Here is an 11535-nt window from a genome sequence, read left to right as displayed (position 1 = left end):
ATCTTCTATGTGTCCCCTACTCACATGTATAAAAATGTCTAGGTCATACCCGTGTCCTGACGCTTTGGTCATCTCGTCTACATTCCCATACCTTGTTACTGTGGGGGGCACGTATTCCATACTTTTTCGCTTGGTTTGGGTTTTCTGAAACGTGTGTGATTGCTCTATGCTACGAAGCTGTCTGAGGCTCCTGATAATCTTTTGGATTTCTGCTTTTAATCCTGAAGAATCCTAAACGGAGGAGCTGTAAGACTGAAACGACATCTGCCGGCGATGCCCCTGATGGGTCCTGGGCGAACCGATCCGTTGTGGAGCGAGCGACGTTCATGTCCACATACGGAGCGAGCGCGTCTTCCATTCCCTCGATGACGGTCTGCACGTCGAGGGAGGAACGGGTGAGGGCCTGAATCACGCTGGGACGAAACTCGGACTTGTCCGTGCGGGCCCGAATCCGCTCGGGAAGCACTGTCCGAAGTCCGGACCGCAGGATCTGCCGCCCGATCCCCCGCGTCCGCTTCACGTCTGAGGGAAGAGAGAGACAGAACTCCACGACACGCGGGTCCCAGAAGGGGAATCGCGGCTCCACCGACCGCAGACTGGCCATTTGGTTGAGCTCTTCCAAGGCGCCCGGCTGCATCGTGCCCGATACCTGGCGAAAATGACACTGGCGTTCCGTCGGGGCGGCCGCGGGGGCCTGCCTGCGGTGGCGACGCCGTCGGTCGGCCATCTGTGTGCGGCGGGCCAGGTCCGCGCTTATCAGCCGCGGCGGCTCCCGCTTCCCAACGGACAGCCCGACCGATTGGAGCAGGCGGAGCAGCCCCGTTCCAATCCGATTCGGCAGTCGCCCATAGCGGAGCCAGTACGCGGCAAATGCCCCTGGCCAGGATGGGTCTTTGTTCTGGAGGCTGCCCCGCAGATCTTGGATCAGTGCCCCCCACCGACGGTTGCGGGCCAACTCGCGGGGATAGCCGTGCCCGTGGGAGGTGACCTCGTCTCCCCCGTGGCCGTCGAGCACGACGTTGAGCCCCGCATCGTGTACGGCTTCGTGCAGGAGCTGCATCAGGGAGGGCGTGTGGGCCAGGGGGGCCTTGTTCTGAGAGGCGAGGTGGCCCGGGAAGTCCGCCAGGAGGTCGTGGTTGCCCCCGGCGACGAGGTGAGGCCGGTAGTCGCCCCGATCGAGGACGGCCCGAATGTACGCACTCTCGTCCACCTCTGGGATCTGTTCGTGGGTGACCGAGAACGTGTGGAGGGGGCCCGACGAGATCTTGTGGGCCATGGCGGTGATGGAGGAGGAGTCGAGGCCCCCACTCAAGAACGTCCCTGCATCTCCGTCCGCCCGCAGCCGATCCTTTATCGCGCCCGCGAACACCTCCCGAAACGCCTCGCCGTACGCCTCGTCGGAGCCGAGCTTCCGCTCGTCGGGAAGCGTGAGCGTCCAGTACGCGCTGGTGTGCATCCCGGCACGATTGATTACGGCGTGGTGCCCTGGAGGCAGTCGCGAAATGTCCTCGTAGAACGTATACTCTTTGCTCAGGTGGATCCGGGCCAGAAAATCGGCAACGCGCGTCTCGTTGATCTCGCGGGACACCGCCGGGTGGGCGAGGACGGTGTTGATTTCGGAGCCGAACACGAAGTGTGGCTCAGACCAGCAGTAGTGAAGCGGCCGCAGCCCCATCCGGTCCCGTGCGCAGAAGAGCCGATTCCGAGAGGCGTCCCAGATGGCAAAGGCAAACGCGCCTCGGAGGTGCTCGGGAGACTCGTCGCCCCACCGACGATAGGCACGCAGGATCAGCTCCGCGTCCGTTGCCGGAGGACCGTCGTCGCGCCCGCGTTCCAACCTCGAGGTCAGCTCGTCGCGGTTGTCAATGCGGGCGTCGGCCGTCAGCACGAGGTCGTCGCCGCTGTGCGTCAGGGGTTGATCTTCGCAGCGTGCCTCGGGGGTCGTGTCCAGCGCAAGGTGGCCAAGGGAAATGGAGGAGCCGTCCCAACGGCCCTCGCCGTCCGGCCCCCGATGCGACTGGGCGTCGAGAAGGCGACGAAGGACGTGCCGGTCTGCGGGGCGCCCGTCCGTGTGGTAGAGGCCGGCGATGCCGCTCATGCAAAACGAGGGAGGATGAAACTATGAACGTCGCCGTTCTGCCCAATTGCCGGGTGCAAGGGTCAATCGTGCACGAGAAGAAGGTCAAAGTCTTCCATCTCATCGACGAATTTCAACACGTCCTCCGAGAGGCGGTCGTAGTCCTCGTCCGGGAAGGCATCGTGCAGAGCATCGACGACGCTGCGGATCGACACGCGTTCCGCGTCCGCCCTCTCCACCATACGGAGCACGTGGTCGCCGACCGGATTCAGGCCGTAGTAGGTTCCCGTTTCGGGGTCCAACAGAATGCGCTCGTCGTCTACCTCGGCGCTTGCAAACGAATCTGTCGCCGTGATGGAGTCCTCGAGGGAGGCCATGTCAGGTTGATGTCAGGGGGGTGTTCGGGAGGTCAACCAGGAAAGTGATCGTCAGGACTGTAGGGGGTTGCCGTTGCCCGACGAGACCGGTGGAGAGACGGGTGCGTTTTCCGGGTCCGGATCGGCCGAGGCCCGCCATCCATGCTCTACCTGGTTCCGCCAGGAGGTTGCGTAGTGCCCGTCCTGGTCCACGAGCTCTTCGTGCGTGCCCGACTCGATGATCTCGCCGTCGTCCATGACGTGGATCACGTCTGCGTGCATGGCGGTCGTGAAGCGGTGGGTGATGATGAAGGCGGTCCGGCCCTCGTCCACGAGGCGCCCGAAGCTTTGGAGCCACTCGTTCTCCGCCCAGGAGTCCATCGCGCTGGTCGGCTCGTCGAGAATGACGAGGGGGGCGTCGCGGTAGTACGCTCGCGCCAGGGCGATGCGCTGCCACTGCCCGCCGCTCAGGTCCGTCCCCCCTGCGAACCAGTGGCCGAGCTGGGTGTCGTATCCGTCTGGGAGATTCTGGATGGTCTCGTGGATCATCGCCTGGCGGGCGGCTTCCTCCAGCGCTTCTCTATTTTTCTCGCGGTCCACATCGCCGAACCGAATGTTCTGGGCCACCGTTGCCTGATAGCGCATCGGCTGCTGAAACAACGTCGTGATCTGCTTGCGTAAGTCTTTAATTCGATACTCTCGGATGTCAACTCCATCAATGAGCACCTGTCCGTCCTGTGGATCATAGAGGCGCCCGAGGAGCTTCGACAATGTCGTCTTGCCGGCTCCATTTTCGCCAACGACAGCGGTAACCCTTTGAGCAGACAGGGAAAGAGAAAAGTCTTCTAGCACATAGAAATCTGTGTCTGGGTACCGGAAAGAGACGTTGTTGAATTTGATTTTTTTCTTGGGAATGGAGCGTCCCTCACGTGGATCAGCTGGATCTTGAATCGTCGGCTCTAATGATAAGAAGTCGAAGAGGTGCTCAAGAAACATGGCGTTCGTGTAGAGCTTCCCTGCGTTTTGGAGCAGATTCCGCATCAGGCCTTGCCCCTCTCGAAACGACCGGTAAAAGAGTCCCAGATCTCCGATCGTCGCGAATCCACGCATGGCTCGCCATACCATAATTCCCATGACGGCTCCCATGACGGCAAGGGCCGTCAGCCCGGCCCCGATAGTGCCCAAACTTTTGTTTTTTTCTAAATCAATATGCTCACGGCGGAGCCACTCCCGTAGGTCGCTGTACGCCTCGGCAAAGTAGTCTCCCAAATCGAACGCTCGAATTTCCTGAGCCGCGAAGTCGTATGTCAGCATCATGTCGTAGTACCGGGCCTGTCGCTGCTCCATAGTGCGTTTCTCCCACCAGTCGTGGTACTTCTGGTTGTGCTTAACCACCACGTAGAGCGCCGGCAGCGTACTTAGGATGAGCACTAGTGGAATCCAAAGCCCGTACGGAACTAGTAGTATGACGATCGTACCCAGGGTAATACCATTTTGCAGAAGGCTTCCCAGCTGCTGAAGCACTTCCAGAGACTTGCTGCTGGCCCGCGTGCTAGCTTGGTGAAGGGTGTCGTAATAGTCGGATGACTCGTAGAAGGCGAGATCGAGACGGCCTGCCTGATCATGAATACGTTTCTGAATGTAGTCTTCAACGTGTTCGGACTGGGCGGTCTGAATCCAACCCTTGGCGGATTGAGTGACCTGCTGGAGGAGCAAAACGAGTGCCATGAGGCCGCCCGGAACGGCGATGAGTTGGACGTTTGTCCATGCTAGACCATTTCCGACTGCCTCGGATGCTCCGTCCAGCACCCACTTGGTTAAGTAGACGCTAGCACCCGGGAGAAGCCCTTGAATCATCAAGAGAAGTCCCCATCCGATCATCCAGCGGGAAGACGCTTGCCAGACGAGCTCCAATGCACGAGGTACGTACGCCAGCAAACGCCTGACATTTTGGATACCTTGGTTGGAAGTCGGTAGGCTTCGGTCAGTCATCTCGTCCGTTGTACGTGGAGCTGGAGCTGTTTGCCGTGAAAACGACAATTATTTTCCCGGATTACCCAAAGGGAAGAAGAAGAGTACAAAAACTTCTTCCGTCGGAAGGACTCGCTGACCGGAGTTGAGAAACCGTTTCGATTCAAGATTCAGTCGAGTCAGGAATGACGACCCGTCCTGTCTCATCAAGCCCAACTTCGCTGGCGGTTCCCAGCGAGAGTTCTAAAACGTATTTCCCCTCCCCATGGAAGCGTGGAAGATCAGAGTCGGGGGGTTCCCCAGAAGAGCACTCTGCTTGGTGAATCGTCGTGATCCCGCCATCTGGTGCAATGAAGAGGATATCGAGGGGGAAGTCCATTTGGCGCATGACGTACACCTGTGTATCCATTGAGTCGTGAATAAAGAGCATTCCTTCCCGAGAACCAAGGAATTTCGTTCTAGAAAGGCCAATGTACTGTTTTTTTGGCGTGTTGGCAATTCTAGCATCGACCTCGGCAAGTCGCTTGCCGGACGCATCGACCAACTCTACTGTTTTCCATTCGTAGGTAAGTTGGTCTATGAAACTGCTTTTCCCAAGATGTCCCGATCGAACTACAATAATGACGGCGATCAGGAGTAGAAGAACAAACGCAGCTGCAAGGTAAGTAGTGAAACCGTTCATGCACGAAAAAGAGAGTAGCTTTACGAAACGGGTTGAAGGTCACCTCTACGGCCCCGTTGGGCCGACAGACGCCTTTTCTACCTCGGCAAGAGATCTCACCAGACTTGCTCGTTGGGTACCAGCAGTGTTCAGATCTCTTTCAGTTTGAGTGCATCCCCTGACGGCTCCCAGGACAGGTATGCTTTGATACTGCACCGAGAGGCTGCGGCCGTAAAGCCAGTTGCTGCACGCAACACAGAAAAAGGGGAGGTCACCTGAGCAAGCTAAACACTGCTCCAGGAGACCTCCCCTTCACTCTGTCTCAATGGAGCAGTCCACTCACGAGCGGACTGTGGCGACCTCATCACTGATCAGGCTGAATTTCTCCATCAAGGCCCGAAGTGGGAGTAACACTGTCAGATACACTCCCAACTTTGTCATTCTGAGCCGTAGCATTGACGACGGTGTCAAGTTCGACTAACTCTGGAGACTTCCAAGCTTTCTGGTTCATGATACTAGAGGTTTGATGAAAGAAAGTACGATCTTGTGAGTAATGAACTCCTCAACCTTAAAAGGAGGGTAACTCAGGCAGACTATCAAGCACTATTGGTTTTGCTCCTCTTTCTCTTTTGGAGCATGAGTTGTTTCCAAAGGTCCTTCAAGCTTCCCATTCCTCCTTTTTCGGAGCCAAATCGCAAGAACAGCGACCCTCAGCAGAGGTCCAACAGCGTATGAGTATGGTTTGGAGGGCGACTCCTGAAATCGATTCAAGAGGCCTTCGACTACGTCTCGGTCTACAAATGGTTGAAGTATCTCATCCCGAGCCAATTCAGAGAGCCTGTTCTGTTCGTGATGAAGTAAGTTGTGCTTGATATTAATCCCGAGCATCGCCTTTCCCAGGCGATTTTGCACCTTATCCGGAAGCACATCGCGTAATGCCCTGCGCAAAATGCTGCGGCTCCATCCTCCCTTCATGCGCTGTTCGGCAGGGAGTGAAAGACAGTATTCGATAACTCGGCGATCGAAGAAAGGATGTCGTGCTTCGGCATGGTGAGCCGCAAAAATCGGATCTACTGCCTCCATTGCACTCGTGAGCACAGCACTTTTCTGCAAGGTGCGCGCGTGCCGAACGTGTGTGGGAGCGGTCGACGTACGATTTTCTTCTCCATCAACACCGAGTCTACGCAGCTTTTGGCTTGAAATGACATCGAGAGCACTCTTTCCTCGAAAACGATCTATTCGCTTTCTCCACTGGCTGGGCCAGACCCAGTACATAGATCGTTTTAGGACTTTTGAAAGGGGTATGTCGAAGAGATCTGTGACACGGCAGACATTTCCATAATATTTGCCCGGTTGTCCTGAACGAAGATACTCCAGAAGCGGCTCAAGTCCGTGGTCCCAAAACGCTTTCTCGGGTGGATAATGTCTACCTGCCTGACGACAGTTTTCGGAGTACCGAACAGCGAGCTCGGTGAATCTCTCCCATTCGCCAGCCCGAGCCAACTCAATGAAGAAGTCATGTCCATATCCAACGACCGCATCCCCTTCTGAGCCGTCCAGAAGGTTCCGAACGTTGTGTTGCTGAGCTATGCCCAGGGTTTTGTATAGCAGATAATGGGCATGTAAATTGAATGGCTCCCCGCGCATCTCAACCATTTCATCCAGTCCGAGAAAAGGACTCAACTTGGAGGCATCAATGAAGAAAGACTTAAATTGAGCTCCTTTTAGGACGGCATCGATGTACTTTTGCTCGTCGACTCGGTGCTTCTTTTCTTCAGGAAGCGAGGGAAAGATGCCGGAAAAGGTATAGATTGAAGAAGAGGAGCCAGGACTAGAGGCATTCGCGAGCGACGCAATTGATGAAGAGTCCATCCCACCGCTGAGTCGAATTCCAACTCCGGTATTACTTCGGAGGTGTGCCTGTACAGCTTCATTCAATACGTCTTTGAATCCTTGCTCGTATTCATGATCATTCCAACGATCTGCCCTCTCAATATGGTCTGCCGGGTTCCAGTATCTTCTGGAGGTCATTGATAGCTCATGTGTTACATGTAGTGTGTGTCCCGGTTTTAGCTTCTGAATCTCTTTAAAGGACGTTTCTGCGCGGGACCCGTATCCCCCAGAAAGAAATGTAATTACATGCTTCTCATTGATGCTGTCTGTTACAAAAGGAAGAGAAAGAATCGGGCGAGATTCCGATGCAAATGCAAATGAAGAACTGGTTTTCGCGTAATAAAACGGCTTCACGCCCATGGGGTCTCGGGCACAGAAAAATGAGTGATTGGACTCATCCCACACCGAGAACGAAAAATCGCCAATCAGGTAATTTACACAATCTCTTCCCCATTTGAGGTACGAAAGGGTAATAATTTCGGGGTCGGTGACGGATGAGATACGGCGGTTTTTACAGTCCAGTATTTGGGTCAGCTTGTCTCGGTTATCAAGTCGAGCATCAGCCACGAGATATACTCTCTTGTTCCTACCGCGCCAGGGCTGGTCTTCGAGTTCTGCTTGTGGAGTTGTTTCCAGTAGCGAATGTCCCAAACCAACCGTCTCTTTCGAGTTGACCCAGCTACCATGGGCATCGGGACCCCTGTGACGGATTCCCTGAATCATAGTCTCTATGTCTCGGCGAACAGACCCTCGCCCCCCCAGGCTTACAATTCCAGCAATTCCGCTCATTATAATTTCTTGCCATTTAGGGTACTTTCGACTAGCTTGACCAGAGCAGATGACTTTGAAAAGTCGTTGGGGCGATAAAGCTTATACATAGGAACTGATTCCACAAAGTTGGCTGATATTCTGAAGTGCTCTGTCTTTCTTTTTTTGCATTCCATAACTTTTGGAGAAATGTAAGAATGCCTTATTATTTCTTGAAAGGACTCCGATGGGCGTAGCCGGCGTATTCTCAGCGACCTACTCTTTTCTAGAACAAAAGAAGAACAAATATTGAAGTTATACGAGTTATTTTTGCCTTTCAAAAGAGAAGTAAATTTTTTTACATCGGGGTGAGACTGGTAGCACCTATCCGATATGTCTTCCGCAATAGAATTTACGTCATCCCATAGCTTAAGGTGTCTCGTGGTTGGTTGTACAGTAGGTGAAATGCCGTCCTTGATAGCGACTAAGTCGTCTGACAGAAGGGAATATCCACTTCTAACAAAAATGGAGGCTGTTGTTGATTTTCCAGCCCCTTTCTCTCCCATGAATAGACATGCTCTATCAGATGTCGATATAGCGCTGGAGTGAAGAACAAGGTTTCCTCTTTGGTGGAGAAGTGCACCATAGGCAATTCCTAGTACGAAAAGTCTTAATACTTTTTCTTCGGCTTCTTTTCTGGGGTATACATCTATACTTTTTCCATTTTTGACTCTTATATAAGCTACATCCGGTACAGCATATATTAACTTTTTTTCTTCACGTTGGGCCTCTAAACTTTCCTTTTTACTTAGTTCTACGTAGTCCTTTCCTTTTTTAACCTTTACCTTTATGTCTGGGTTCTCTGTTTCTACATGCTCATGTAGTTCCGGTAGAGCTAGGTTTGATCTTATGGTAAGACCATTGGATAGGTAAAAATTGTGCCTTTTGCTACACATAATGTATCATTTAGATGTTCATACATAAGAATTAAAAAATGAATAATTCTTTCTAATTTCAATTAATTTTAATAAGTTCATTTTTTCGCAAATCAGTGAGCAGAGAGGTGATATCTTCCAGACACTTTTCTTCTCTCACGTCATATTCAGAGGTAATTGCCGAGACGATCTCCTGAACTGTCACTGGCTCTTGAATCTCACTCCAGATCCGAGCTCCAGTCGGATTGAGTCCGTAATAGATGCCCCCTTCAAGGTCGAGTATGACGCTTTCTCCATCTACCTCGGTGGAGGTGAGGTGCTCCGCCGCGACGACGATGGACGACTCGGTCAGTGTCGTGCTCTCCATGAGTGTGTACAATTTGTGAAGCAAAGAATGGGCTTAAGACCTAAGCACTGCGGACCACAAATGTTGCAGAAGCGAGTGGGCGCCGTAGCGGACCTGGCCCGCAAGGGTGTCTTTCGTCGCGAGCTGCATCTGCACGCGCGCCCCGTATGGGAGGGATTGTCGTTCGGGCCGGTTCGCCAGGTACTCTTGTAGAGGAGCGGCGACGTTCTGCACCGGTGGCCCTGAGGCCCAGTCGTGGACCCGGTCCGGGAGCATCCCCCCCAAGAGGTCGTGGGCCATGTACAGACCCAGCTTCAGGGCACGGGCGGCGTCCATCCGTTCTGCCCGGGCGAGCAGCCGTTCCCATTGTAGATCGTCTTCTCGCTGGACAACGGCGGCAATGTCGGCAACGTGGCGCAGGGCCCGCCACTGATTTTTGATCCCGTGGTGGACCAGCACCAGGAGCCGATCCTCCGGGGAGAAGCCCGGAACCGAACCCGTATCGCCGAGCTGAACGGGCCGTGCTCGCTCCCAGAAGGACTGAAAGTCGGGGGGGAATGAGTACCCCGGCGGCATCAGCCGCGTGTGCACGTCCAGGGTAAATGTGTCCCCCCGCGTAAATTCCCACTGGCCGTCGAGGTAGCGAGACAGAGACGCCTGCCATTCCCACATTCCGGTGCGCTTCGACGCGTGCTCGTACCCGAGGTCTTTCAGGAGACGGTCGGCCTCGGAAAACTGATCGCTGGGAATCGCCACGTCCGCGTCCACGGAGTGCCGCAGGGCAATGTCGCCGTACGCGGCCTGGGCAAGCACGGGGCCTTTCATGACCAGAAGCGGGAGCCCTGCGTCGTCGAACCGCTGACATACGCGGCTGAGCTCCTGGGCCAAAAATGTGTTGCGGATGCGAACGCCCCGTCGATGGTCCCGAATCTGCTCACGCATCGCAGAAGGAAGCTCGGGGCCGAGCAGCTCCGTCACGTTGTGAAGGAAAAGGGGGAGCACGCGGTGCCAACGCGCCAGGCGCTGGGCGGCCCCCCAATCCACACCAGACTCGAGGAGCGACTGGGCCGTCTCGCGCCGTGCTGCACTGCACCGGTGCGAAAGACAGGTCCGAACAAGTGCGTAGGCGTCGGAATCGGACATCTCCGTAGACGCAACGGCCTGGGCACTAGAGGAGGATGGATCCTCTAGAATAGCGGTCTTGGTCGAGGGAGACAACAGGGAAGTCGCCATACGCCCTGCAGTGAGAAGGTGAGAAGGAGTTGGGGCCGCCTACGGGACGGTGGTGGGGGCTGCCTCCGCATCCCGCTCACGGGCCGGCGGGGCGTGGTCGGTGTCCGATGAGGGGGCATCGTCCCCCATCGACGCCGCGTGCTCCGGGTCCATGATGTCGGCCGGCATGGAAAGCGGCTTCTCGGCAAGCACGCCGGTGGGACGTGGGGGGGTGCGCTCGTCGCTGGCGGCCGGCATGGGGGTAAGGCAGCCGAGATGCCAGGCCCACACGAGGGCGACTACTGCGGTGCTGCTTGCCAACAGGTACCCCCACACCGCAGGCAGCACGCCCATCAGCACGGCCGCGCTCCCAAACCAGCCCCCAACGCCGTACAGCGTGAGCACGGCGCTTCGCTCCGAGCCCTGGTCGACCAGGCAGTGGTGGACGTGGCGACGATCCGGGGCAAAAATGGTACGGGTCGAGAGGGCGCGGCGGACAATCGCCGTTCCGGTGTCCAGGATGGGGACGCCCAGAAGAATGGGAAGGATGAGGAGTGCGAGGGCGGGATCGGGATGAAGGGGGCCCTGAAGCGTGTACCCGGCCAGCAGGTAGCCGAGGAAGAGGCTCCCGGCGTCCCCCATGAAGATGGAGGCAGGCTTGAAGTTGTGCGGCAGGAAGCCGACCAGGGCCCCCGCGGTCACGACGCCGACGGCCATGAGTCCGACCTCTCCTTTGAACCCGAAGAGAACGGCGCACGACAAGAACGCAATGCCGAGAATGCCCGTCGCCAGGCCGTCGAGGCCATCTATCAGGTTGATGGCGTTGATGATGCCCACGACCCAGAGCATCGACAGTGGGATCACGTAAAGGGCCTCGGTGAAAGGAAGCGCTCTGGCAGCCACGCCGGTTGTGAGCGAGTCGGGCCCCCCGCCTGGAAGCGGCAGGACCGTGCCGGAGTGGAGGAGCAGGTAGGCGGCCCCGAGCTGGAGGGCAAACTTGCCCTTTGCGTCGAGAGCGTGCCGGTCGTCCCAGAATCCTGTGGCGAGCATCACCGCCGCCCCGCCCCAGAACGAGAGGGACTGAACGGCCTCGGGAAACGCCCCCCAGAAGCCCCAGAGCAGCCCGAGCCCCGTCGTCAGTCCCACTGCGATTGCGAGCCCGCCGCCCGTCGGCGTGGTGCGGGTGTGGACCTTTCGGGCCTGCGTCGGGCGGTCCAGCAGGCCAAGGCGAGGGGCCTGCTCGGACACGAAGCCGGTGAGAAACACCGTCACCAGCCCCCCGGCGACCATGCTTCCGACAAGTCCAAAAACCAGAGGTGTGGCCATGAATCGCGTGG

Annotated in this window: 9 protein-coding genes; all 9 read right to left on the bottom strand. The window is 56.4% G+C overall.

Annotation, left to right across the window (positions count from 1 at the left end):
- Window positions 1–169: 169 nt before the first annotated feature.
- The 9 genes from asnB to B7R93_RS05315 all read right to left on the bottom strand — a co-directional run bounded on the left by asnB (window position 170) and on the right by B7R93_RS05315 (window position 11524).
- Window positions 170–2098, bottom strand: a complete 1929-nt coding sequence (gene asnB / locus B7R93_RS05350) for an asparagine synthase (glutamine-hydrolyzing) (protein ID WP_103019774.1) — start codon at window positions 2096–2098, stop codon at window positions 170–172.
- A 62-nt stretch (window positions 2099–2160) separates the two neighbouring features.
- Window positions 2161–2454, bottom strand: coding sequence for a PqqD family protein (locus tag B7R93_RS05345; RefSeq protein WP_103019773.1), 294 nt, complete (start codon window positions 2452–2454; stop codon window positions 2161–2163).
- 51 nt (window positions 2455–2505) lie between these two features.
- Window positions 2506–4425, bottom strand: a complete 1920-nt coding sequence (locus B7R93_RS05340; protein WP_103019772.1) for an ATP-binding cassette domain-containing protein — start codon at window positions 4423–4425, stop codon at window positions 2506–2508.
- Window positions 4426–4567: 142 nt separating this feature from the next.
- Window positions 4568–5086, bottom strand: coding sequence for a DUF192 domain-containing protein (locus B7R93_RS05335; RefSeq protein WP_103019771.1), 519 nt, complete (start codon window positions 5084–5086; stop codon window positions 4568–4570).
- 582 nt (window positions 5087–5668) lie between these two features.
- On the bottom strand, window positions 5669–7747 hold the full coding sequence (locus B7R93_RS05330; RefSeq protein WP_103019770.1) for a lasso peptide isopeptide bond-forming cyclase: 2079 nt from the start codon (window positions 7745–7747) through the stop codon (window positions 5669–5671).
- Entirely contained in the window at window positions 7747–8661 is a 915-nt protein-coding gene (locus B7R93_RS15200) for a phosphoenolpyruvate carboxykinase (ATP) (RefSeq protein ID WP_157942201.1), read from the bottom strand. Before B7R93_RS15200 ends, B7R93_RS05330 begins: the two co-directional genes overlap by 1 nt.
- Window positions 8662–8719: 58 nt before the next feature.
- On the bottom strand, window positions 8720–9007 hold the full coding sequence (locus B7R93_RS05325) for a PqqD family peptide modification chaperone (RefSeq protein WP_103019769.1): 288 nt from the start codon (window positions 9005–9007) through the stop codon (window positions 8720–8722).
- Window positions 9008–9040: 33 nt separating this feature from the next.
- A complete protein-coding gene (locus tag B7R93_RS05320) occupies window positions 9041–10219 on the bottom strand; it encodes a nucleotidyltransferase domain-containing protein (protein ID WP_103019768.1) in 1179 nt (392 codons plus the stop codon).
- A 39-nt stretch (window positions 10220–10258) separates the two neighbouring features.
- Complete coding sequence (locus B7R93_RS05315; RefSeq protein WP_103019767.1) at window positions 10259–11524, bottom strand: MraY family glycosyltransferase; 1266 nt, start codon at window positions 11522–11524, stop codon at window positions 10259–10261.
- Window positions 11525–11535 lie beyond the last annotated feature (11 nt).

It is taken from the genome of Salinibacter altiplanensis, from assembly GCF_002894645.1.
In the GTDB taxonomy this organism is placed as follows: domain Bacteria; phylum Bacteroidota; class Rhodothermia; order Rhodothermales; family Salinibacteraceae; genus Salinibacter; species Salinibacter altiplanensis.
The sequence above is the reverse complement of the archived record's forward strand: the minus strand, read 5'-3'. Positions and strand labels throughout refer to the sequence as shown.